This is a genomic window from Micromonospora sp. SD19, assembly GCF_054462275.1.
Genome location: NZ_JBTLMN010000001.1, coordinates 716,212 through 739,577 on the forward strand (window position 1 = coordinate 716,212; position 23,366 = coordinate 739,577).

Here is a 23,366-nt window from a genome sequence, read left to right on the forward strand (position 1 = left end):
ATGTACTTCCGCTGCCCACCGACGATCTGGGACGATGCGCGCGACAATCGGAAGATCACCTGCGAGGACCTGATGGCCGTAGCGCCGCCCGAGAACGGCACACCTCCCAACCCTGCTCATCCGCGTAACGGTTTCGACCGGTTTTTCGAGATCTCCGCCCGTGGCTCGACGCTGAGCCGTGAGGTACGCGGTGGCCTGGCGACCTTCTTCACGATGGCGTACATCGTGGTGCTCAACCCGCTGATCCTGGGCGGCGCCGTCGACGGTGACGGCAAGAGCCTCCCGATCCCCGCACTGGCAGCCGCGACCGCGCTGGTCGCCGGCCTGATGACCATCCTGATGGGTGTGGTCGGCCGGTTCCCGCTGGCGCTCGCCGCCGGTCTGGGCGTCAACGCCCTGGTGGCGTACGAGATCGCCCCCGAGATGACCTGGGCCGACGCGATGGGCCTGGTGGTGATCGAGGGTGTGATCATCGCGGTGCTGGTGCTGACCGGTCTGCGGACCGCTGTCTTCCGCTCGGTCCCGACCCAGATGAAGACCGCGATCGGGGTCGGCATCGGCCTGTTCCTGACCATCATCGGTCTGGTGGACGCCGGCTTCGTCCGGCGCATCCCGGACGCCGCCAACACCACCGTCCCGGTCGGCCTGGGCATCGGCGGCAAGCTGGTGAGCTGGCCGATGCTGGTCTTCGTGGTCGGTCTGCTGATCACGCTGGTGCTGGTGGTCCGGCGGGTGAAGGGCGCGATCCTGATCGGCATCCTCGCCTCGACGGTGCTCGCGGTGATCGTGGAGGCGATCGGCAACATCGGCCCGTCGTTCGTCAACGGTCAGCCCAATCCGAAGGGCTGGTCGTTGAACGTGCCGGAGCTGCCGAAGACGGTGGTCGACCTGCCGGACCTGTCGCTGCTCGGCAAGTTCAACGTGCTGGACTCGTGGGGCAAGGCCGGTTGGCTGGTCGTGCTGATGTTCATCTTCACGCTGTTGATCACGGACTTCTTCGACACCATGGGCACCATGGTCGCGGTTGGCCAGGAGGGTGGTCTGCTCGACGAGCAGGGCACTCCGCCGAAGGCCAAGGAGATCCTGCTTGTCGACTCGATCGCCGCGGCGGCCGGCGGTGCGGCCAGCACCTCCAGCAACACGTCGTACATCGAGAGTGCCGCCGGTGTCGCGGAGGGTGCGCGGACCGGCGTGGCCAACCTGGTCACCGGCGCGCTCTTCCTGCTCGCGATGTTCCTGGCGCCGCTGGTCGTGATCGTGCCGTTCGAGGCGGCGTCGACGGCCCTGGTGGTGGTCGGTTTCCTGATGATGACCGCGGTGCGGACGATCGACTGGTCCGACTACGAGATCGCCATTCCGGCGTTCCTCACCATCGTGCTGATGCCGTTCACCTACTCGATCTCCAACGGGATCGGCGCTGGTCTGATCACCTTCGTCGTGGTCAAGTTGGCGCGGGGTAAGGCCCGGGAGATCCACCCGTTGCTGTACGGGGTGGCCGCGCTCTTCGTGCTGTACTTCCTGCGGGGGCCGATCGAGTCCCTGGTGCTCTGAGCCGAGCTGCGTCCGGGCGGGGAGTCGATCAGGGTTCCCCGCCCGTACCATCTGAATCCCCTCGTGAGCCTGGTCATAACGGATGTCGTTAGCCATGCTCATTAGTTAAGCTAACTACTGTGACGGAGCGGACGGTGACGGCGAAACGCGTGCCACCGGCGCAGCTGGCTCCCCAGCTGCGTGATGCGATCACCCGACTCAACCGGCGGGTCCGACAGGCCCGGCCGGTCGGCGACCTCACGGTCACCCAGGTCTCCGCGCTCACCAGCCTGCGGCTGGCGGGCGCGATGACACCCCGGGAGCTGGCCGACGTGGAGCGGGTGCAGCCGCCGACGATGACCAAGATCGTCGGGAAGTTGGAGGACCGCGGCCTCGTGCAGCGGACACCCCATCCGACCGACGGACGGCAGGTCATTCTCGCGGCGACCGAAGGAGCGCAGGCCGTGCTCGACCAGTTCGAGCGGGCCCGCGACGAGTGGTTGGCCCACCGGCTGGCCGCACTCGACGAGGACGAACGGGAGACCCTGCAGAGGGCCGCCGAGATTCTTCAGCAGCTCGCTCGCGCCTGAGCCGCACCCGCGCCACCGGGTCCGTGCCGTCACCTGTCGATGACGCGTACGTCCGAGGAGGCGCACCAAGAGTGCAGGCGAAGCTGAGCACGATGTTCCAGTCCCTACAGGTCCGCAACTACCGCCTCTTCGCATCCGGGCAGCTGATCAAGCTGATCGGCGTCTGGATGATGTTCATCGCCCAGGACTGGCTCGTCCTCGATCTGTCCGACAACTCGGCGACCGCGCTCGGCGTGGTCACCGCGTGTCAGTTCACCCCGGTGCTGCTGCTCACGCTCTTCTCCGGCCGGCTCGCCGACCGGTACGACAAGCGGGTCTTGCTCTTCGCCGCGAACGCCTTCTGGACCGTGCTGGCCCTCGGCATGTCAGTGCTGGTCCTCACCGACCTGGTGCAGCTCTGGCACGTCTTCGCGTTCGCCGCGCTGCTCGGCACCGCCAACGCCGTGGAGACCCCGGTCCGCCAGGCGTTCGTCTCCGAACTGGTCGGCACGCCCCTGCTGCCCAACGCGCTGTCACTCAACGCCGCCGTGTTCAACTCGGCCCGGATCGTCGGCCCGGCCGTCGCCGGCCTGGCCATCGCCGCGTTCGACGTGGGCCCGGTTTTCCTCTTCACCGCCCTCAGCTCGGTCGCGCCGCTGGTCAACGTGGTCCGGATGCGGACCGCCGAACTGCACCGCGACGCCCTGCTGCCGCGCGACGAGCGGGCGTCCGCGAAGGTGATCGACGGGCTGCGGTACGTCTGGCGCCGGCCCGACCTGCTGCTGCCGATGGCGGTCATGTCGGTGATCGGCATGTCGCTGTTCAACTTCCAGCTCACCCTGGCCGCGCTGGCCAAGACGGTATTCCACACCGGGGCCGCGTCCTTCGGCCTGTTCAGCACCGCCCTGGCCGTCGGCGCGCTCGGTGGCGCGCTCAGCGGCACCGGCCGGCGCAGCCGCCCGTCGGTCTGGCTGGTGCTGGGTGCGGCGGTCGCCTGCGCCAGCTTCGGCACCCTGGTCGGCTTCGCCGGGACGTACTGGCTGGTCGTGGCACTGCTGGTGCCGACCGGCTTCTTCATGGTCTTCTTCGCCCAGGCCGCCAACCAGCGGGTCCAGTTGGGTGTGGACGCGGCCTTCCGGGGTCGGGTGATGGCCCTGTGGGTGCTGGTGTTCCTGGGGACCAACCCGGTCGGCGCGCCGCTGATCGGCTGGGTCGCTGAGCACTTCGGTGCCGGTGCCAGCATCTGGATGGGCGGGCTCATCTCGCTGGCCGCCGCGCTGATCGCCCTCACCTGGCAGCTGCGCCACTCCGGTGCCCGGCTGCGCTTCCGGGTGCTGCCGATGCCCCGCTTCTACGTCACCTCCACCGACTGCTGAGGTTTACCGCGCGCCCGAGCTGGGCGGGCCGCGTCCGGTTGCGCGGATCGCGCGGATGCGGCCAAATCGCTGGCGGGGTGGCACGTCGGGGCTTAGCGTCGATACGTGGGTGTCGGACGCGCGCTGATGCTGGCCCTGGCGTTCCTCGCCGTGGCCACCTTGCCGGCGGCATTCGCCCTGCTCTTCTGTTACGACGAGATCGTCGACCGGGTGGTCTGCGGCTGGTCCGAGTGGCGTGAGCGCCGACGGGAGAAACGCACCATCGCCCGCCTCGACCGGGCCGTCGAGGCCGACGCGCTGACCCGGGACATCGACCTCAGTGCGTTCGACAGCGATGACCGCCGGCCGCTGGAGCAGCTCGCCGCCGACCTGCGCCGGCTCGGCGGTCAGCGGATCGGTGGCGCGGGCCGGTCGATGGTCTGGCACAGCGCGCTGCTGCAGGCGTACGACGACCGGCTTCGCCGCGCCTGCCGCGCCCTCGGCGTCGCCGAACACCTCGCCGAGCTGGAGGGCGTCGACCAGGAGATCGAGCGGGTCCGGGTCGAGGGCGTGCTGCACGCCGCCGGGCTGACCCTGCCGGCGGCCCGGGCCGGGCACCGGCAACGGCACCACTGAGAGACGCGGCGGTTGCGGCTCTTCGTCGCGGTCCACCCGTCCGTCGAGGCGGTCAACCACCTCGGCGCGCAGGTTGCCCGGCTGCGTGTCGGCGTGGCGGCTGCGGCCGGCAGCAACGTCCGGCTCGCCGATCCGGCCCATCTGCACCTCACCCTGGCGTTCCTCGGCGAGGTCGGGTCCGACCGGCTGGTCGAGGTGGAGAGCGCGCTCGGATTGGCCGCCGAGTCGTTCCGCGACGGCCGCGACGCCGTACCCCGGTTGAGCCTCGGTGGCGGTGGCCGGTTCGGTCGGGGCCGGTCCACGGTGCTCTGGGTGGACCTGCGGGGAGACATGCAGGCGCTGCACGACCTGGCGGGGTTGGTCCGGTCGCGGCTGCGGAACGCCCGGCTACCGCACGACGAGAAGCCGTTCCGCCCGCACCTGACCGTCGCCCGGCCCGGCGACCGGATGCCCCCGGCGGACGTCGAGGCCGACCGGGCCAGCCTGGACGGATATCGAGGTCCACCATGGCCGGTGCTCGAGCTGCTACTCGTGCGCAGCCACCTCGGCACCCCGCCGCGCTACGAACGGATCGCCGCCTGGCCGCTCTGATCCTGGGGCGTGGCTGTGGCCGGTCTGGTGTGCAGGACCTCGCGGGCCTGTTCGGCGGCGCGGGTGATGCTCTCGCTCATGAAGTCGAGGAAGCGGGCGATGTTCTCCAGCCTGGCTGCTGCGGGGGTGTGCGCACCGAGGACGGCGACGCCCTGGCGTGCGGTCTCGACGAGATGGTCGTTGGCCCGGGCGCTGGCGATCGTCGCCTGGTAGAAGAGCTCGTCGTCGACGACGTAGAGGTCGCGGCGGCGTTCGTCGCGGTGCCGCCGGACGAGGCTCTGGCTCTCCAGGAAGGCGATCGCCTTGGAGATGGACGCTGGGCTCACCTGGAGGTGCCGGGCGAGCTCGGACGCGGTGAGGCTGCCCGAGTCGGTGGTGTACAGACAGGTCAGCACCCGGGCCGCCATCCGGTTCAGACCCGAGGTCATGAGGACCGTGGTGAACGTCTCCTCGTATTCGGCGACGGCCCGGGCGTCCCGCCCGTGCGGTTGGGGTGCCGACTCGGCCCCCCGCGACGAGGACGGGCTGCGCCGGTGCGCGCGACGTTCGGTGGCCCGGTGCGCCAGGTCGGCGCGGTAGGCGGTGGGGCCACCGTTGCGCATCACCTCACGCGTGATCGTCGAGGTGGGACGGTCGAGGCGCCGGGCGATCTCCGCGTAGGGGAGGCTGTCGGCCAGCCCGGACGCGATCTGCTGGCGTTCCTGCTGGCTGAGCCTGCCTCCGGGCATCGCTGTCTCCTTGGTGATCCGGCAACGGCGTTCGCTGCCCCCACGGTAGCGTTCACTCCCTTCTCATTGCAATGGCGCGGCATTCAGGCGTTGCGTTATCTCGTCGTCCATTGCAATGATTGTGCGCGGTCTAGCTGCGAAAATGCCTGCACTGCGCAACGAAGTCGTTGCCGGATTTTGGAAAGCAACGTAGCGTTTCAAATATCAGAAACAACGGCCACGCACGGGAGAGCGCCATGCAGAAGTTCGACACCCCCGCCCCGATCTCCGCCATCCTGAACATCCCCGCCGGACGCATCCAGCTCATCGCCGCACACCGGGCCGACACCACCGTCGAGGTCCGTCCGGCTGACCCCGCCAAGAGCCGCGACGCCAGAGCCGCCGAGCAGACCGCCGTCGCCTATGCCGACGGCGTCCTGCGGATCACGACGGCGGACCCGGGCAACCCGCTCTTCGGTCCGTCCGGATCCCTGGAGGTCACCGTTCAGATGCCCGCCGGCTCCCGCATCGACGGCACGTCCGCCAGCGCCGAACTCCGTAGCGTCGGGCGTCTAGGGGACGTCGCCTTCGAAGGGGCGTACCGCCAGATCAAGATCGATGAAGCCGCGAGCGTCCGCCTCACCGCGATCGACGGCGACGTCGAGGTCGGCCGGCTCAACGGCCCCGCCGAGATCAGCACCGCGAGGGGTGACATCCGGATCGCCGAGGCCGTGCACGGCACGGTCGTGCTCCGTACCCAGTCCGGCGACATCTCGGTCGTCGCCGCCACCGGCGTCTCGGCCGCCCTGGATGCCGGCACCGGCTTCGGCCGCGTCAGCAACGGCCTCAAGAACGACGGCACCACCGCGCTCGACATCCGCGCCACCACCTCTTACGGCGACATCACCGCCCGCAGCCTCTGAGTCGCACCCGACCTTCCACCCGACCTTCCACGCGACCAGGAGTGCAGACATGACGATCCCTAACACCAGTTCGACGTGGACCGGCATGGTGCCGGTCGACGACACGGCCCTTGCTGTCACCGACACCGGCGGCACCGGCATCCCCGTGGTCTACCTCAACGGCCAGTTCGCCACCCAGGGTTACTGGCGGCGGGTCATCGCCGACCTCGGCACCGGATTCCGCCACATCACCTACGACGAGCGGGCCCGCGGCAAGAAGTCGAAGCGTTCGGCGGACTACTCCTTCGAGGCAGTCGTCCGGGACGTCGACGCCGTGCTCTCGGCCCGGAACGTCGACCGGGTGCTACTGGTGGGCTGGTCCTACGGAGCGGTCGTCGGGGCGCACTGGGCCCACCGGAATCCGGAGCGCGCCCTGGGCGCGGTCCTCGTCGACGGCGCGTTCCCGCACGACTGGCTCGACGAGGCCACGGCGCAACGGATCCGCACGCTGTTCCGCCGGATGAACCTGTTCATGCCCCTGCTGCGCCCGACCGGCCTGACCCCACGGATGAACGCCGACCAGATGGCGAACAGCAACATCGAGCTGGGCGAACTCTCCCGCGAGCGGGCGCTGGGCCCGGTGCTGGACGCCATCACCGTCCCGGTGCGGTACGTGGTCGCCTCGGGAAGGTCCCTCGGCAGTCGCGGTGACGAGCAGGAAAAGATCCGGGCCAGCATCGACGCGGTGATCGCCCGCAACCCGAACATCACTATCGGCGCGAAGGTCGCCAGCAACCACGGCGCGATTCTCAAGAAGGACTTCCGGGCCGTGGCCGATGCCGTACGCCTGGTCGCCGCGCCGCACCGCGAAGGCGCCGCAGACAGTCGGTGAGGACCGAACGCGCGCGGTGACGGGTGACGCGAGGTCACCCGTCACCGCGCGGCGTCAGGAGGATTCGCGGGCGGCCGGGCCGCTGCCGAAGAGCACGTCGTCCCAGCTCGGGAGCCGCTTGCGCGGCTTGCCGCTGGCGTCGGTCGACTCGCCGCCGGCGGCCGCCGCAGCGCCCGTCCGACGGGGCCGGAGCACCGCCAGCGACGGCACGGCCGGCACCTCCTTGGGCGCGTCCGAATCGTCGTCGAAGGCCGACCCCTGGCCACCGCCGAGCAGGGCGGCGGCACCCCCACCGACCGGCCGCTGCCGGGGCGCGTCCGAACCGGCGAGCGCAGCCGGGGTACGCGGCTCCAGCCCACGACCCGACGAGGCGCCGAGCGGACGGTCCAGCGACGCGAGCAGGGCGTCCCGGCCGGCCCGGATCGGATCGCGGCCCGGGCGCGGGTGCTCGGACGCCGCCGGCAACCCGTGCCCACCACGACTCGGCTCACCGCGCGACGGACCAGGCAGGCCGTGCCCGCCCCGCTCCGGTGCCGGCTCCTGGCCGAGGATCGGCGTGGGCCGCTCCGCGCACAGGTACTGCGCCATGTCGTCGTGCGGGGTGACCTGCTGCCGGGTCTTGTCGAGATCCCAGATGGCCTGCGCGGTGGCCTTGCCCGACGGCCAGGTGGCGATGATCCGCCAGGTGCCGTCGTCACGCCGGTACGCGTCCCAGGAGATCTTCTCGGTGTCGATGCCGTGCTGGCTCAGCCGGCCGTTGACCACCTCGGCGAGCGGGGTGGGCTTCTCCGCGCCCTTGAGACGGGTGCGGCGGGCGTGCTGGGCGAGCATCGCCCGCTCCTGCAGCACCGGGCCGGCATAGCGCAGCACCCGGTCGACCGGCACGCCGGCGATCCGGGCGACATCCTCCGCGGACTCACCGGAGCGGATGCGGGCCTGAATGTCCCGAGGAGACAGAGACGGAACCGGGTCGGCGGCGGTCGGTGCCACCGCGAGCGGCGGCGAACCGGGCTCGGCGTGCAACGCACCGGAGATCCGTTCGTCGATGGGCAGGGCGAGCAGCCGCCCCACCTCGTCGGCGAGAACCAGGGCATGGCCGTCCTCGGAGAGGGCGACGAAGCGTACTGGGCGCATAGCGTTGCCTCCGTCCCGCTTCGCTGGCCGCACGCCACGAGTCGGCCACCCAGGCGTCTCGGACCACCGTACGCGCATCTGCCTCGGGGTGGGGGAAGCGACACCCCGCATGTCGTGACTGAGCTGCGGCGATGATCACGTTCGGTGTCCGTGGAGGCCTCCACGGACACCGAACGTGACGAACCTCAGAGTCGCTCGACCACGTAGTCGATGGACGCGGTCAGCGCCTCGACATCGGCCGGCTCGACGGCCGGGAACAGCGCCACCCGCAGCTGGTTACGACCGAGCTTGCGGTAGGGCTCAGTGTCCACGATGCCGTTGGCGCGCAGCGCCTTGGCGATCGCCGTGGCGTCCACCCCGTCGGCGAAGTCGATGGTGGCGACCACGTTGGAGCGCAACGACGGGTCGGTGACGAACGGGGTGGCCACGCTGGACCGCTCAGCCCAGCCGTAGACCGCGGCGGCGCTCTCGGCGGTGCGCTTCGCCGCCCAGGCCAGACCGCCCTGCGCGTTCATCCAGTCGGTCTGCTCGGCGGCCAGGAAGATGGTGGCCAGCGCCGGGGTGTTGTAGGTCTGCTCCAGCCGCGAGTTGTCGATCGCGGTGACCAGATCGAGGAAGGCCGGGATGTAGCGCCCGGACGCCTTGATCTCGGCGGCCCGGTCCAGTGCGGCCGGGGACATCAGAGCCAGCCAGAGCCCGCCGTCGGAGCCGAAGCACTTCTGCGGAGCGAAGTAGTAGACGTCGGTCTCGCCGACGTTGACGTCCAGGCCACCCGCGCCGGAGGTCGCGTCGACAAGCAGCAGCGCGCCCTCGTCCGCCCCGGCCACCCGGCTGATCGGAACCGCCACACCGGTCGAGGTCTCGTTCTGCGGCGTCGCGTACGCGTCCACGCCGGACTCGGCGACCAGGGTCGGGGCGCTGCCCGCGTCGGCCTTGCGGACCGTCGGCTCACCCAGGAACGGGGCGTCCTTGACCGACTTGGCGAACTTGGCGCCGAACTCGCCGAAGCTGGCGAACTGGGCCCGGTCGCGGATCAGGCCGAAGGTGGCGACCTCCCAGAACGCGGTGGTGCCACCGTTGCCGATCACCACCTCGTAGCCCTCGGGCAGCGAGAAGAACTCGGCGATGCCGGAGCGCAGCCGGGCCACCTGGTCACGGACCGTCTTCTGCCGGTGCGAAGTGCCGAGGTAGGTGGTCGCGACCTCGGCGAGAGCGGACACCGCCGCCGGGCGGACCTTGGACGGGCCGCAGCCGAAACGTCCGTCGGCGGGCTTGATCTCATCGGGAATCCGGATGATCGGTGCGTCAGCCACGGTCTTGAAGATCCTTCCGCAAGGGCGAGGGCGGGCCGGCGACACTGCCGGCCCCCATCCTCGCACCCGGACCCATCGGTGGAAGCCGGGCCCCCGAGGGCAGGTCTGAGGCCTTCGCCACAGTTGGCGCCGGCAGCCACCGAAAAGGGCCCCGCCCCGACGCCCGGCGTCGAGGAAGGGCCCCTTTCGTACCGGTCAGACGCCGTGCGGAATGGCCGCCCAGCCCTCGACGTCGGACGGCTTGCGGGTCTCCGGGCCGACGTAGCGGGCGGACGGGCGGACCAGCCGCTGCAGCCGCTTCTGCTCCAGGATGTGCGCGCTCCAGCCGCCCATCCGGGCGCAGGTGAACATCGAGGTGAACATGTGCGCCGGCACCTCGGCGAAGTCCAGCACCACCGCCGACCAGAACTCGACGTTGGTGGCCAGCACCCGGTCCGGGCGGCGGGCCTGAAGCTCGGCCAGGGCGGCCTTCTCCAGCGCCTCGGCGATCTCGAAGCGCGGCGCGCCCAGCTCCTTGGCGGTACGCCGGAGCACCCGGGCGCGCGGGTCCTCCGCGCGGTAGACGCGGTGGCCGAAGCCCATCAACCGCTCGCCGCGGTCCAGGACACCCTTGACGTAACCCTCCGCGTCGCCGCTGCGCTCCACCGCCTCCAGCATGCTGAGCACCCGGGACGGGGCACCGCCGTGCAGCGGGCCGGAGAGGGCGCCGATGCCCGACGAGATGCAGGCCGCCGCGTCCGCCCCGGTGGAGGCGACGATGCGAGCGGTGAAGGTGGACGCGTTCAGGCCGTGCTCGGCGGCCGAGATGAAGTACGCGTCGACGGCCTTGACGTGCCGGGGGTCGGGCTCGCCGCGCCAGCGCTTCATGAACCGCTCGACGATGGTCTGCGCCTTGTCGATCTCCTTCTGCGGCACGGCCGGCAGGCCGAGGCCGCGAGCGGACTGGGCGACGAAGGAGAGCGCTGTCACCGAGACCCGGGCGAGATCCTCACGGGCCTGCTCGTCGGAGATGTCCAGCAGTTGGTTGAGACCCCAGTACGGGGCCAGCATGGCGACCGCGGACTGCACGTCGACGCGGATGTCACCGGAGTGCACCGGCACCGGGAACGGTTCCGCCGGCGGCAGGCCCGGCCCGAACCGGCCGTCGACCAGCAGTGCCCAGACGTTGCCGAACGACACCTGGCCGATCAGATCCTCGATGTCGACCCCGCGATAGCGCAGCGCGCCGCCCTCACGGTCAGGTTCGGCGATCTCGGTCTCGAAGGCGACGACGCCCTCCAGCCCGGGTTTGAAATCGGCCATGTCGCTCTCCTGGATCTGGTCGGTGCGCCCGAACAGCTCATCCGGCCCGATCGGCCGGGCGCCTTAGGCGACCCTCAGGGATGTGTTCGGAACATCTTGCCTGCTGAGTAAGGGATACGCGACCCGCTGCGACTGTGCTGCACGCGACATCCCCGGACGCGCATTCTCCGCCTGGCTCAGTGAGACTGGGCAGGGCGGGCTGGTCAGCGCGGGAGGGTGCTGGCGGGGCCCCCGAGAAGGAGTGGGGACGTGACGGGTGACACACCCGCCCCGGCCGCGATGCGTAACGAGTACGCCGCGGACCTGGGCCTGACCGAGGCTGACCTGGCCGCCGACTGGCACACCCAGTTCGACAGCTGGTTCGCCGACGCGGTGGCCTTCGGGCTGCCCGAACCGAACGCCATGGTGGTGGGCACCGCCGACCCGGCCGGCCGGCCGAGCGGGCGGACGGTGTTGTTGAAGGGGTACGACCCGGAGGGCTTCGTCTTCTTCACCAACCACCTGTCGCGCAAGGGCGTCGAGGCGACCGCGAACCCGTACGCCAGCCTGGTCTTTCCGTGGTTTCCCATGCAGCGTCAGGTGGTGGTCGCCGGGCGGGTGACGCCCGTCGACCGCGCGACGAGCGAGGCGTACTTCGCCAGCCGGCCGCGCGGCTCCCAACTGGGCGCCTGGGCCAGCCCGCAGTCGCAGGTCGTGTCGGGCCGGGCGGCGCTGGAGCAGCGGTACCAGGAGGTGGCCGAACGCTTCGCCGGCCAGGCCGACATCCCGACCCCGTCGCACTGGGGTGGGCTGCGGGTGCAACCCGAGTCGGTGGAGTTCTGGCAGGGTCGGGCCAGCCGGCTGCACGACCGGCTCCGTTTCCGTCGCCGGGACGAGGGTGCCTGGATCGTGGAGCGGTTGGCGCCGTGACGGGAGTGCAGGAGACGCGGCCGCGCGCCGCGCGCCGCTGGGCGATCGACGTGCGTCCGCTGCGGGTTCCGGCGTACCGGCGGCTCTGGCTCGGCAACACCGTGGCGATGTTCGGCTTCCAGTTCACCGCCGTCGCGGTGCCGGTGGAGATGTACGCCCTGACCCGGGACTCGTTCTGGGTGGGCCTGCTGGGGATTGCCGCCTTCGTACCGTTGCTGGTCTTCGGGCTCTGGGGCGGTGCGGTCGCCGACGCCCGCGACCGCCGTGCGGTGCTGCTCGGTGGCTCATTGTTGCTTTGGGCATCCACCCTCGGTCTGTTGCTCCAGGCGGTGCTGGACGTCGGCAGCCCGGTGCTGCTGCTGGCGTTGATGGCGGTGCAGTCGGTGGCCTTCGCGATCAGCTCGCCGGCCCGCAGCGCCATGCTGCCCCGGCTGGTGCCGGACGACCTGGTGGCGTCCGCCACCACGCTGAACTACACGACCTTCACCGCCGCCTCGGTCGCCGGCCCGCTCGCCGCCGGTCTCATCCTCTCCGCCTCGCCGGACACCACTGTGGTGCTGCCGATCGCGTACGGGTTGGACGCGGTGCTGTTCACCGCGATGCTCTGGGCGGCGCTGCGGCTGCCGTCGCTGCCGCCCGAGCCCACCGCCGACGGCCAGGCCCGAAAGGCCGGCCTGGCCAGCGTCATCGACGGGTTCCGCTACCTGGCCACCACCCCGGTCCTGCTGTTGTCCTTCGCGGTGGACCTGATCGCGATGATCCTCGCCATGCCGCGGGCTCTCTTTCCGGAGATCGCGCACGAGCGGTTCGGCGGCGGTGGCTCGGTCGGCCTGCTCTACAGCGCCATCGCGATCGGCTCGATGATCGGTGGGCTGACCTCCGGCTGGATCGGCCGGCTCCGCCGGCAGGGGCTCGGCCTGGTGCTCGCGGTGGTCGGCTGGGGCCTGGCGATCGCCGCGGCGGGATTGGCCCACCAGCTCTGGCTGATGGTCGTGCTGCTCGCCGTGGCCGGCGCCGCCGACCTGATCAGCGCGGTGCTGCGTCAGTCCATGTTGCTGGTCTACGCGCCGGACCGGATGCGCGGCCGACTCCAGGGCGTCAACACGGTGGTGGTGGCCGGTGGGCCACGCCTGGGCGACCTGCGGGCCGGCACCATGGCTGCCGGGTTCGGCGGCGGGGTGGCCTGGGTGGCCGGTGGGCTCGCCTCCGCGGTGCTCGTGGTGGTGCTCGCTGTCGCGTTCCCGGTGCTGCTGCGTTACCGGGCGGCGACGGCGTCAAGCGGCGACCGGGCCTGACCGGTTACTGTCGCCGGCATGGAAAGCCCCGACCAGCGCCCGTTCTCCGGCGCCCAGTGGACCATCTCCGCCGCCGGCCACGAGGCCGTCATCGTGGAGGTGGGCGGTGGGCTCCGGACGTACCGGCACGACGGCGTGGACGTGGTCGACGGGTACCGGACCGACGAGGTCTGCCCGGGTTCCACCGGGCAGGTGCTGGCCCCCTGGCCGAACCGGATCCGCGATGGCCGCTACTCGTTCGGGGAGCGGACGCACCAGCTCGCACTGACCGAGCCGGAGCGGCACGTGGCCATCCACGGGCTGGTCAACTGGGTGCCGTGGCAGTTGCTGGAGCAGTCCGCGGACGCCGTGACGGTCGGCTACCACCTGCCGCCGCAGCTCGGCTACCCGTGGCCGCTGCGGCTGCGCAGCCGGTGGAGCGTCGACGCGGACGGGCTGCGCGCCGAGCACGAGGTGACCAACATCGGCGGGGAGTTGGCGCCGTTCGGATTCTCCGTGCACCCGTACCTGCAACTGCCCGGCGTCGCGGTGGACGACCTGGTGCTGCGGCTGCCCACCCGCAGCCGGGTGCTGGTGGACGGCCGGCTGCTGCCGGTGGGGGTGACCCCGGTGGCCGGCACCGAGTACGACTGGACCAGCCCCCGCCGGATCGGCGCCGCCGTCCTGGACTCCTGCTTCGGTGACGTGATCCGCGACGCCGACGGCGGTTCGTCGGTGAGCCTCTCCGCGCCGGACGGCGCGACCGGTGTGAGCATCTGGGCGGATGCCGAGTTCGGCTGGTGGCAGGTGTTCACCGGGGACGCCCTCACCGGTGAGCGGCAGCGCCGCTCGGTGGCGGTCGAGCCGATGACCTGCCCACCGGACGCGTTCCGGTCGGGCAAGGATCTGCTCACCCTCAAGCCCGGCACGACCTGGCGAGGTGCCTGGGGCATCCGCCCCGGCGCCTGATGGAGTTCGCCGAGGTCGTCCGCCGTCGGCGGATGGTGCGCAACTACGACCCGGACCGTCCGGTCCCGCCCGACGTGGTGGACCGGCTGCTCGACCACGCGGTCCGCGCGCCGTCGGCCGGCTTCGCCCAGGGCTGGGGTTTCCTGGTGCTGGAGGAGCCGGTCGACCGGGACCGGTTCTGGGCCGCCACCACCCCCGACGGGGGTGGGCGTCAGCGGTGGCTCGCCGGCATGCGCCGCGCACCGCTGATCGTGGTGCCGCACGCCAACGAGTCGGCCTACCTGCGGCGGTACGCGGAGCCGGACAAGGGCTGGACGGATCAGTCCCCGGACCGGTGGCCGGTGCCGTACTGGCACGTGGACGCCGGCTTCGCCGCGTTGCTGATGCTGCTGACCGCGGTGGACGAGGGGCTGGGGGCGTGCTTCTTCGGCATTCCGCCGCAGCGGCTCGGCACCTACCGGGACGCGTTCGGCGTGCCGGCGGAGTACCAGCCCATCGGTGCCGTCACAATCGGTTACCGGGCCGCTGACCATCGGTCACCGTCGTTGCGTCGGGGGCGTCGTCCGATGGACGAGGTTGTGCGACGCGGTCGGTGGAACTGAGGCTGACGTCCCGTTCGTCCGGTTGAGGATCGGACGAGCGATAGCGAAACTGACATCAGGGAGCAGAACGCAGCGTGCGCTGGGCGGCTAGGCTGGCACGGTCATCGGTGCCGCGCCGCGCGGTGCCCGCCGCGGCCCGGCTCGGCGCCGTCGGTCGGCCCGGCCACGGGGAGGGGAGCGTGCCGTCGTGATCTTCAGAGCGGTCCGGGACGGGCGTCCCTATCCGGAGCACAATCTGACGCTCAAGCAGTGGGCGGAGATCCCGCCGCGGCCACTGCGCCTGGATCAGATGATCACCACCAAGCGCGAGTTGGCGCTGGACAAGCTCCTCGCCGAGGACTCCACCTTCTACGGTGACCTCTTCCCGCACGTGGTGCAGTGGAACGGTGGGCTCTACCTGGAGGACGGGCTGCACCGGGCGCTGCGCGCCGCCCTCCAGCAGCGCAACCAGATCCACGCCCGGGTGCTGGTGCTCTCCGAGCCGATCGAGTGAGCGGTCCGGCCTGAAGCTTCGTTAGGGTGGCGTCCATGACCGCTCCGCTGGACCTGCTCGACCTGGACCCGTCGCTCAGCGAGGAGGAGCGGCAGGTCCGTGACGTCGTCCGCCAACTCGTCGACGACCGGGTGCGGCCCCACGTCGCCGAGTGGTACGAGGACGGCCGGGTGCCCGCCCGGGAGCTGGCCCGCGAGTTCGGCAAGCTCGGCCTGCTCGGCATGCACCTGACCGGCTACGGCTGCGCCGGCACCTCAGCGGTCGCCTACGGGCTCGCCTGCCAGGAGTTGGAAGCCGGTGACTCCGGCGTCCGCTCGCTGGTCTCGGTGCAGGGATCGCTCGCCATGTACGCCATCTGGCGCTACGGCAGTGAGGAGCAGAAGCAACGCTGGCTGCCGTCGATGGCCACCGGTGAGGCGATCGGGTGCTTCGGCCTGACCGAGCCGGACCACGGTTCCGACCCCGCCTCGATGGCCACCCGGGCGCGCCGCGACGGCGACGACTGGGTGCTCACCGGCGGAAAGATGTGGATCACCAATGCCCCGATCGCGGACGTCGCGGTGATCTGGGCCCGCACCGACGAGGGCGTACGGGGTTTCGCCGTACCAATGGACACGCCCGGCGTCACGGCCCGGGAGATCCACCGCAAGATGTCGCTGCGCGCGTCGGTGACCGGCGAGATCGTGCTCGACGACGTCCGGCTCCCGGCCGACGCCCGACTGCCCGAGGCGGTCGGCCTCAAGGCGCCGCTGAGCTGCCTCACCGAGGCCCGCTACGGCATCGTCTGGGGTTCCGTCGGCGCGGCCCGCGACTGCCTGGAAACCACACTGGCGTACGCCACCACCCGCACCCAGTTCGCTCGCCCACTGGCCGGGTTCCAGCTCACCCAGGCGAAGCTCGCCGACATGGCCGTCGAGTTGGTGAAGGGGCAACTGCTCGCGCTGCACCTGGGCCGGCTCGCCGACGCCCGGCGGCTGCGGCCCGAGCAGGTCAGCGTGGGCAAACTGAACAACGTACGGGAGGCGCTGGCCATCGCCCGGCAGTGCCGCACCATCCTCGGCGCCAACGGCGTCTCCGGCGAGTACCCGGTGATGCGGCACGCCAACAACCTGGAGAGCGTGCTGACCTACGAGGGCACCTCGGAAATCCACCAACTGGTCATCGGACAGCGGCTCACCGGGCTCTCCGCATTCGCCTGACCTGCTCCTTTGTCGCTTCCTGGCGCTCGCCGCGCGACTGTCGTAACGGGGCCGTACCGTCATTGACAGACGACGTGTCTGACGAGGACGGTGAGCGTGATGGCCCGCGACGCTGGCAGCAACGAGCCCACGAGGGAGTTCCCCGGTTACCCGACCGGTGACGATCTCAAGGTGCGGTCGACCGCTACACCCGAGTGGACCACCGATACCCCGGAGGGCGCCGGCGACCCCGCCGACCCGGCTGGCCCCGGTGGCCCGACGACCGGTGGCACCGGCGGGGGTGGTGGGGCGGCCCGAGGTCTGCTCCTGCTGCTCGGCGCCGCCGCGCTGGCCGTGATCGTGCTGCTCGGCATTCAGGCGACCGGCATCCTGCCCGAGTTCCGCAACCCGTTCGCCAAGGAGCAGACCGACCGCAGTCAGCCACCGCTGCTCAAGTCGATCCAGGACCTCAGCCGCTACGTGGCCGCCGAGGGCAACTTCCAGGTCGTGGTCGACACCCAGAACGACCGGCGCAACGTTCCGGACTTCCTGCTCAACGAGCGCACCCTGTTCGTCGGGGCCGGCAGCGTCGAGGCGTACGTCGACTTCACCAAGATCGGTGACGGGGCCATCGTCCAGTCCGCCGACGGCAAGTCCGTCGAGATCAAGTTGCCGGCGCCGCAGCTCGGCGAGACCAACCTCGACATGGAGAAGAGCTACGTCTTCGCCGAGCAGCGCGGTCTGCTCAACCGACTCGGTGACCTGGTCGGCAACGACCCCAACCGGCAGCAGCAGGTCTACCAGCTCGCCGAGGAGCGGATCACCGCCGCCGCCCGGGACAGCGGGCTCTCCGCCCGCGCCGAGGAGAACACCCGCAAGATGCTGGAGGGGCTGCTCCGCTCCCTCGGCTACCAGCAGATCACTGTCACCTACGTGGCTCCCTGACCTGCCCCCCCGTACGCCGAAGCGCCCGAACCGACTTCCGTCGGAGCGGGCGCTTCTCGGCTGGTGCCCGGTGGCTCACGGCCCGGCTGCTGCTGACGGCCCGGCTGACGCTGACGGCCCGGTTTCGTGCCCGCCGCCGGTGGTTCCCTCGCGGCCGGCGTGGCAGCGGTGCGGGCAATCTTGGACAGTTTCCGTCAGCACGTGACGGAAACTGTCCAAGATCTGGTCTTACCGGGGAGGGGTCAGTGGCCGGTGGAGGCGAGGTAGCGGTCCTCGTTCGGCATCAGCACCCACAGGATCAGGTAGACGATCACCTGCGTGCCGGGCAGCAGCAAGGACAGCAGGAACAGCAGCCGGACCATCCCGGCGGACATGCCGAACCGCCGACCGAGGCCAGCACAGACACCGGCGAGCATGCGCCCCTCACGGGGCCGGACCAGTTTGCGACTCATCGTCGTACTCCCACTCTGCGGCGGTGCGCCGCGTCTGCAATCCACGGTAGAAGGGGATGACCAGCTCGCCCTCGGTCCCGAGGTGGAGTGGCAACCAGTGGACCCGTAGGTGCATTACCCGGGCAGACCCCCGCTGACGCCTCCCCGAACCGTCCGCCACCACCTGTCTCCGCCGGGCCGCCTCGCAAGATCGCACTCGATCCTGGTTGTAGTGGCCTCGGACCGCGCGGATGCCACTAAACCCTGGATCGAGCACGATCTTGCGGGGCGGGGCGGGGCGGGGTGAGGCGAGGCGGGGCGAGGCGGGGCGAGGCGGGGCGAGACGGGGCCGGGCGAGGGCGGGGGACGGTCGTGGGGTGTTCACGTCCCGTTACCGGGTGGGCGGTGGCCTGGGCGGGTAGGCTGGCTGATCGGCCTTCCACACCCCGGAGGGCCGGCACCCATACCCCGGACGGTCACCATCGGGGCCGCCAGACCGGTGGTCACGACCCGGCCGGGTCCCGTACGCCGGGACGACGGCGAGGAAGCGCAGCCATGATCAGTGTTTTCGACCTCTTCAGTGTCGGTATCGGGCCGTCCAGCTCGCACACGGTGGGGCCGATGCGGGCCGCGCGTACGTTCGTCGGCGGGTTGAAGGCCGACGGGTTGCTCACTGACACGGCGCGGGTGCAGGCCGAGTTGTTCGGTTCGTTGGGTGCCACCGGGCACGGCCACGGCAGTGACCGGGCGGTGCTGCTCGGGTTGGCCGGTGAGTCGCCGGAGACTGTCGACACGGACACCGTCGGTCCTCGGGTCGAACGGATCCGCGCCGAGCGGCGGATCAACATCCTCGACGTGCACGAGATCGCCTTCGACCCGGATCGGGACCTGACGCTGCACCGCCGTCGGTCGCTGCCGTACCACCCGAACGGGATGACCTTCGTGGCGTACGACGGTGCCGGTGCGGAGCTGCGCAGCCGCACCTACTACTCCGTCGGGGGCGGCTTCGTTGTCGACGAGGAGGCGGCCGGCGCGGACCGGATCAAGCCGGACAGCACCGTGGTGCGGTACCCGTTCCTGACCGGGGCGCAGCTGCTCGACGTCACCACCCGCACCGGTCTGTCGATCAGCGAGGTGATGTTGGCCAACGAGCGTTCCTGGCGCAGCGAGGCGGACATCCGGGCCGGTCTGCTGGAGATCTGGCGGGTGATGCGGGAGTGCGTGCAGCGCGGCTGCGAGCGGGACGGCGTACTCCCTGGGGGGTTGAAGGTTCGGCGGCGCGCGGCGGAGCTGCGGCGCGGCCTGGAGGCGGAGGCCGGGACGGTCGACCCGCTGCACGCGATGGACTGGGTGACGCTGTTCGCGCTCGCTGTCAACGAGGAGAACGCGGCGGGCGGCCGGGTGGTCACCGCGCCGACCAACGGCGCGGCCGGGATCATTCCGGCGGTGCTGCACTACTACACCCGGTTCGTGCCGGGTGCCGATGACGAGGGTGTGCTGCGGTTCCTGCTGACGGCGGGCGCGATCGGTGTGCTGTTCAAGGAGAACGCGTCGATCTCGGGTGCCGAGGTGGGTTGCCAGGGTGAGGTCGGTTCGGCGTGTTCGATGGCGGCGGCCGGGTTGGCCGAGGCGCTCGGTGGCACCCCGGAGCAGGTGGAGAACGCGGCCGAGATCGGGATGGAGCACAACCTCGGGTTGACCTGTGACCCGGTGGGTGGCCTGGTGCAGATCCCCTGCATCGAGCGGAACGCGGTGGCTAGCATCAAGGCGATCACGGCCGCCCGGCTGGCGCTGCGCGGCGACGGTGTGCACAAGGTGTCGCTGGACAAGGTCATCAAGACCATGCGGGAGACGGGCGCCGACATGAAGGTCAAGTACAAGGAGACGGCGCGGGGCGGTCTGGCCGTCAACGTGATCGAGTGCTGAGTCCGGTCGATTCGGGGCAATCGTTCACCGACTGCTAACCTGTCGTCCGTTTCAGGAGGCGGGAGGCGGCGGTGACCTCTGGCGTCGCGGCGTTGTGGTCGCACCGCAACTCGCTGCGCATCCTGGTCAGGCGGGATCTGGCGGTCAAGTACCAGCAGTCGGTGCTGGGCTACTTCTGGTCGTTGATCGAGCCGCTCGGCATGGGCGCCATCTACTGGTTCGTCTTCGGGGTGCTCTACTCCCGTGACACCGGTCGGCACCTCGGTGAGGCGGCCGGGTCGTACCCGTTGTTCCTGATCACCGGCATCTTCGCCTGGATGTGGACCAGTTCGGCGCTGAGCGAGGCGACGAACGCGCTGACCGGCCAGTCCCGGCTGATCACCACGATGAACGTGCCGCGTCAGGTCTTCCCGATCGGCCGGGTCACCGGCCGGTTCGCCGAGTACGCGGCCGGCCTGCCGATCCTGGTCGCGATCGCGGTGATCTACGCGGCGCACGGTCGGATCCACCCCGGTTGGTCGCTGCTGTCCCTGCCGCTGGCGGTGGCCGTGCAGGCCGTCCTGCTGACCGGGCTGGCCCTGCTGCTGTCCGCCTGGAACGTGCTGATGCGCGACGTGGAGCGGCTGATGCGTCTGATCATCCGGGTGCTCTTCTACGCCACGCCGATCATCTACCCGCTCAGCCTGGTCCGGGAGTCCGGTCTGCCGGGCTGGTTGAAGGTGGTGTACGAGCTGAACCCGCTGGTGGGGATCTTCCAGCTGCACCACGCGATCTGGTACCCGGACGAGTTCCCGGACGCCCGTCTGCTCGCCACCACTGTCGTCGGCAGCCTGCTGGTGCTGGTCGCCGGTTGGTGGTCGTTCCGCCGGTTGGAGCCCGCCGTGCTCAAGGAGCTGTGACGTGGCCACGCCGATCATCGAGGCGGACGGCCTGGGCATCCGGTTCGTCCGCAACCGCCGCCGTCAACTGCGGCTGCGGGAGCTGTTCATCCACCGCGGCGCGCGTGGTGCGCTGCCCGGCCAGTTCTGGCCGCTGCGGGACGTGTCGTTCACCGTGGAGCCCGGCGAGACCGTCGGGGTGATCGGGCGCAACGGCACCGGCAAGAGCACCCTGCTGCGGCTGATCGCCGGGGTGCTCATTCCGGACGAGGGCGACATCCGGGTGCACGGCGCGGTGGCGCCGCTGCTGGAGTTGTCAGCCGGTTTCTCCAACGACCTGACCGGCCGGGAGAACCTGCACCTGGTCGGTGGGCTGCACGGCCTGTCGACGGGCTACCTGAAGCGGCACTTCGACGAGATCGTCGAGTTCGCCGGTGAGCAGGTGGAACGGGCCATCGACACGTCGGTGCGGCACTACTCGTCGGGGATGAAGGTGCGGCTGGGCTTCGCGATCATCTCGCACCTGCCGCACCCGATCCTGCTGATGGACGAGGTGACCGCGGTCGGGGACGCGGAGTTCCGCAAGAAGTGTTACGCGACGATTGATCGTCTGCTCGGGGAGGGGCGCACGCTGGTGCTGGTGTCACACAACGAAAAGGACCTGACCCGGTTCTGCCGTCGGGGGTTGTACCTCGACGCGGGCCGGTTGACGCTCGACGGCACCATCGCCGAGGCGCTCGACGCGTACCACGCCGCGGTCCCGCGGTGACGCTCGCGATCGTGCTCGCCGCCGGGACGCCCGCGGCGGGCCTGACCACGGCGACCGGTGAGCCGCTGGCCGACCGACTGGCCGCCCAGTTGCGCCGGGCCGGGGCGGACGAGGTGCGCTTCGCCGCCACCCTCGACGAGCTGACCGACCTGGTCGCCACCGCGACCGCCCCGGTGCTGATCACCGGAACGGACCTGGTCGCGCACACCGCCGTCCTGCGGCACCTGGCCACCAGCCCGGTGGGGCCGACTGTGGCGCTGGTGCTCGGCGACCCGCCGGTGCCCGGTCGGACCGCCGTCCGGGAGGAGCGCGGCCAGGTGGTCGACGCCGGCGCGTTGGACGCCCTCGACGGGGACGCCACCGGCGTGTTCGGCGGTGCGCTGCGGGTCGGCGTGGACGACCTGCCGACCCTCGCGGCCGCCGCCCGGGCCGCCGCGTCCGGAATGCTCCCCGTCGCCGCCCCGATCGGTCCGGTCGGCGACGTGGCGCCGCTGCCGACGACCGCCGGGGTCGGCGGGTCGACCGCGGCCGGTGCCCCCGGGCCCGCCGTGGACCGGCTCTTCGCGGGCCTCGCGGCGCTCGGCACCCTGATCTTCGCCCAGCGGGTACGCCTGCTCGTCGCGCACCGGGTCGAGGACACGGCCGGGCTGGCCGCTGCCGAGGCGGCGGTGACCGCTGTCGACGAGGACCGGGCCGAGCTGCGGTTGTCGGTGAAGGAGAAGGACGACTTCTTCTCCACCTACTTCGTCAGCACCTGGTCGCCGTACCTGGTCCGGCTGTCGGCGCGGCTCCGGCTCACCCCGACCGGGGTGACGGTGATCTCGGTGCTCTTCGCGCTGGCGGCGGCGGTACTGTTCGGGGTCGGTGGGCGACCCGCGCTGGTCGGTGGCGCGGTGCTGCTCTATCTCGGCTTCGTACTGGACTGCGTGGACGGCCAACTGGCCCGCTACACCCGGCACTTCAGCGCCTGGGGCGGCTGGCTGGACACGATGGCGGACCGGGCCAAGGAGTACGTGGTCTACGCCGGTCTGGGCTTCGGGGTGAGCCACGCCGGGCTGGGTAACGGCTGGGCGCTCGCGATCGCCGCGATGACGTTGCAGACCGTCCGGCACATGACCGACACCTGGTACGGGGTGCTGCACGACGAGGCGGCCCGTCGGCCGCGTACGGCGACGAACGCCAGCGGCGGGATCGGTGACCGGCTCAACGCGGCGTCGACCCGGGTGCAGGCGGACACCGGTTCGCTGTCGTACTGGCTGAAGCGGACCGTGGTCTTCCCGATCGGTGAGCGGTGGGCGCTGATCGCGCTGACCGTGGCGCTGTTCAACCCGCTGGTCAGCCTGATCGCCGTGCTGGTCTGGGGGGTGCTGGCGTTCGCGTACACCGGTGCGCTGCGGACGCTGCGGGCCCGCTGGATGTGGGTGCCGGTGCTGGACACTGTCGACGCCACCCTGCACCGCGACGACGGCCCGCTGGCCCGCTGGTTGCCGGTGCTGCGCCCGATGGGGCCGCTGACCCTGGCGGTGATCGCCGCGCTCGGCCCGGCGGTGCTGCTGGTCGGGGCGCTGCTGAACGACGCGCCCGATCAGCTCCGGTGGGCGGTGCCGGTGGCGCTGCTGGTGCTGCTGGTCGGCGGCCTGGGCGCCGGGGCGGCGCACAACGGTCCGCTGGACTGGCTGGTCCCGGCGGCGTTGCGGGCCGCCGAGTACCTGTTCGCGATCGCCGTCGGCGTGGTCGGCGGGGTGCCCGGCTGGCTGATCTTCGGGTACGTCTTCGTGCTCACCGTGCACCACTACGACCTGACCGCCCGGCTGGAGAAGCGGCAGGCGGCACCGCCGCTGCACGCGGCGACGCTGGGTTGGGAGGGACGTTCGGTGCTGGTGGCGCTCGCGGCGATCGTCGGTATTGCGGGTGTCGGACTGGCTACACTCGGTGCGTACCTTCTCGTGGTTTTCGTGGTGAGCGTCGTCCTGGCCTGGTTCGTGCGACCGGCCCGTAGCGCGCGGGCGTCGGTCGCGCCGGCGGGCGTTGGAGGTGCCGCGCCGCGCTGACGGAGGGACG

At 71.0% G+C, this 23,366-nt stretch carries 23 protein-coding genes; 18 read left to right on the top strand and 5 right to left on the bottom strand.

Annotation, left to right across the window (positions count from 1 at the left end; all coding sequences use genetic code 11):
- Nucleotides 1-72 precede the first annotated feature (72 nt).
- The 5 genes from ACX27O_RS03315 to thpR all read left to right on the top strand — a co-directional run bounded on the left by ACX27O_RS03315 (nt 73) and on the right by thpR (nt 4,681).
- Entirely contained in the window at nt 73-1,551 is a 1,479-nt protein-coding gene (locus ACX27O_RS03315; RefSeq protein ID WP_030329640.1) for an NCS2 family permease, read from the top strand.
- Nucleotides 1,552-1,670: 119 nt separating this feature from the next.
- Nucleotides 1,671-2,120, top strand: coding sequence for a MarR family winged helix-turn-helix transcriptional regulator (locus ACX27O_RS03320; protein WP_030329638.1), 450 nt, complete (start codon nt 1,671-1,673; stop codon nt 2,118-2,120).
- A 71-nt stretch (nt 2,121-2,191) separates the two neighbouring features.
- Nucleotides 2,192-3,475, top strand: coding sequence for an MFS transporter (locus ACX27O_RS03325; protein WP_030329636.1), 1,284 nt, complete (start codon nt 2,192-2,194; stop codon nt 3,473-3,475).
- Between the two features lie 105 nt (nt 3,476-3,580).
- Nucleotides 3,581-4,090 carry a hypothetical protein gene (locus tag ACX27O_RS03330; protein ID WP_458938919.1) on the top strand — a complete coding sequence of 170 codons (510 nt, stop codon included), beginning with the start codon at nt 3,581-3,583 and terminating at the stop codon, nt 4,088-4,090.
- Between the two features lie 12 nt (nt 4,091-4,102).
- The gene (thpR, locus tag ACX27O_RS03335; protein ID WP_030329632.1) at nt 4,103-4,681 is read left to right on the top strand and encodes an RNA 2',3'-cyclic phosphodiesterase; all 579 of its coding nucleotides are present in this window, start codon (nt 4,103-4,105) and stop codon (nt 4,679-4,681) included.
- Here the strand turns inward: thpR and ACX27O_RS03340 are convergent.
- On the bottom strand, nt 4,651-5,409 hold the full coding sequence (locus ACX27O_RS03340) for a helix-turn-helix domain-containing protein (protein ID WP_210860758.1): 759 nt from the start codon (nt 5,407-5,409) through the stop codon (nt 4,651-4,653). The two genes, thpR and ACX27O_RS03340, sit on opposite strands and share 31 nt — an antisense overlap.
- A gap of 236 nt (nt 5,410-5,645) precedes the next feature.
- On the opposite strand from ACX27O_RS03340, the gene ACX27O_RS03345 reads away from it, so the two are divergent.
- Both ACX27O_RS03345 and ACX27O_RS03350 read left to right on the top strand, forming a co-directional pair.
- Entirely contained in the window at nt 5,646-6,311 is a 666-nt protein-coding gene (locus tag ACX27O_RS03345; RefSeq protein WP_210860756.1) for a DUF4097 family beta strand repeat-containing protein, read from the top strand.
- A 49-nt stretch (nt 6,312-6,360) separates the two neighbouring features.
- Nucleotides 6,361-7,182: an alpha/beta hydrolase gene (locus tag ACX27O_RS03350; protein WP_358124310.1), complete on the top strand. Its 822-nt coding sequence runs from the start codon at nt 6,361-6,363 to the stop codon at nt 7,180-7,182.
- Nucleotides 7,183-7,236: 54 nt separating this feature from the next.
- Here the strand turns inward: ACX27O_RS03350 and sepH are convergent, their stop codons facing one another.
- The 3 genes from sepH to ACX27O_RS03365 form a co-directional block, all read right to left on the bottom strand.
- On the bottom strand, nt 7,237-8,316 hold the full coding sequence (gene sepH / locus ACX27O_RS03355) for a septation protein SepH (RefSeq protein ID WP_030329624.1): 1,080 nt from the start codon (nt 8,314-8,316) through the stop codon (nt 7,237-7,239).
- 185 nt (nt 8,317-8,501) lie between these two features.
- On the bottom strand, nt 8,502-9,629 hold the full coding sequence (gene serC / locus ACX27O_RS03360) for a phosphoserine transaminase (protein ID WP_030329622.1): 1,128 nt from the start codon (nt 9,627-9,629) through the stop codon (nt 8,502-8,504).
- A 195-nt stretch (nt 9,630-9,824) separates the two neighbouring features.
- Complete coding sequence (locus ACX27O_RS03365; RefSeq protein ID WP_030329620.1) at nt 9,825-10,931, bottom strand: citrate synthase 2; 1,107 nt, start codon at nt 10,929-10,931, stop codon at nt 9,825-9,827.
- Nucleotides 10,932-11,210: 279 nt separating this feature from the next.
- On the opposite strand from ACX27O_RS03365, the gene pdxH reads away from it, so the two are divergent.
- The 7 genes from pdxH (at nt 11,211) to ACX27O_RS03400 (ending at nt 17,301) form a co-directional block, all read left to right on the top strand.
- Complete coding sequence (gene pdxH, locus ACX27O_RS03370) at nt 11,211-11,840, top strand: pyridoxamine 5'-phosphate oxidase (RefSeq protein WP_051708239.1); 630 nt, start codon at nt 11,211-11,213, stop codon at nt 11,838-11,840.
- Nucleotides 11,837-13,135 carry an MFS transporter gene (locus ACX27O_RS03375; protein WP_030329617.1) on the top strand — a complete coding sequence of 433 codons (1,299 nt, stop codon included), beginning with the start codon at nt 11,837-11,839 and terminating at the stop codon, nt 13,133-13,135. Before pdxH ends, ACX27O_RS03375 begins: the two co-directional genes overlap by 4 nt.
- Before the next feature lie 18 nt (nt 13,136-13,153).
- Nucleotides 13,154-14,083, top strand: a complete 930-nt coding sequence (locus ACX27O_RS03380; RefSeq protein ID WP_458938920.1) for an aldose 1-epimerase family protein — start codon at nt 13,154-13,156, stop codon at nt 14,081-14,083.
- Nucleotides 14,083-14,685, top strand: a complete 603-nt coding sequence (locus ACX27O_RS03385) for a nitroreductase family protein (RefSeq protein ID WP_030329614.1) — start codon at nt 14,083-14,085, stop codon at nt 14,683-14,685. The genes ACX27O_RS03380 and ACX27O_RS03385 overlap by 1 nt, the downstream gene beginning before the upstream one ends.
- Before the next feature lie 187 nt (nt 14,686-14,872).
- Nucleotides 14,873-15,178 carry a type II toxin-antitoxin system VapB family antitoxin gene (locus ACX27O_RS03390; RefSeq protein ID WP_030329612.1) on the top strand — a complete coding sequence of 102 codons (306 nt, stop codon included), beginning with the start codon at nt 14,873-14,875 and terminating at the stop codon, nt 15,176-15,178.
- 35 nt (nt 15,179-15,213) lie between these two features.
- Entirely contained in the window at nt 15,214-16,377 is a 1,164-nt protein-coding gene (locus ACX27O_RS03395; protein WP_458938921.1) for an acyl-CoA dehydrogenase family protein, read from the top strand.
- A gap of 99 nt (nt 16,378-16,476) precedes the next feature.
- Complete coding sequence (locus tag ACX27O_RS03400) at nt 16,477-17,301, top strand: DUF4230 domain-containing protein (RefSeq protein WP_210864961.1); 825 nt, start codon at nt 16,477-16,479, stop codon at nt 17,299-17,301.
- Between the two features lie 242 nt (nt 17,302-17,543).
- Here the strand turns inward: ACX27O_RS03400 and ACX27O_RS03405 are convergent, their stop codons facing one another.
- Complete coding sequence (locus ACX27O_RS03405) at nt 17,544-17,753, bottom strand: PspC domain-containing protein (RefSeq protein WP_030329606.1); 210 nt, start codon at nt 17,751-17,753, stop codon at nt 17,544-17,546.
- Between the two features lie 534 nt (nt 17,754-18,287).
- Between ACX27O_RS03405 and ACX27O_RS03410 the strand changes: the two genes are divergently transcribed.
- From ACX27O_RS03410 to ACX27O_RS03425, 4 genes are all read left to right on the top strand, one after another.
- Nucleotides 18,288-19,658, top strand: a complete 1,371-nt coding sequence (locus tag ACX27O_RS03410) for an L-serine ammonia-lyase (RefSeq protein ID WP_210861797.1) — start codon at nt 18,288-18,290, stop codon at nt 19,656-19,658.
- Between the two features lie 71 nt (nt 19,659-19,729).
- The gene (locus ACX27O_RS03415; RefSeq protein ID WP_030329602.1) at nt 19,730-20,557 is read left to right on the top strand and encodes an ABC transporter permease; all 828 of its coding nucleotides are present in this window, start codon (nt 19,730-19,732) and stop codon (nt 20,555-20,557) included.
- 1 nt (nt 20,558) lies between these two features.
- Entirely contained in the window at nt 20,559-21,305 is a 747-nt protein-coding gene (locus ACX27O_RS03420) for an ABC transporter ATP-binding protein (RefSeq protein ID WP_030329600.1), read from the top strand.
- Nucleotides 21,302-23,356: a DUF5941 domain-containing protein gene (locus tag ACX27O_RS03425; RefSeq protein WP_387220182.1), complete on the top strand. Its 2,055-nt coding sequence runs from the start codon at nt 21,302-21,304 to the stop codon at nt 23,354-23,356. Before ACX27O_RS03420 ends, ACX27O_RS03425 begins: the two co-directional genes overlap by 4 nt.
- Nucleotides 23,357-23,366 lie beyond the last annotated feature (10 nt).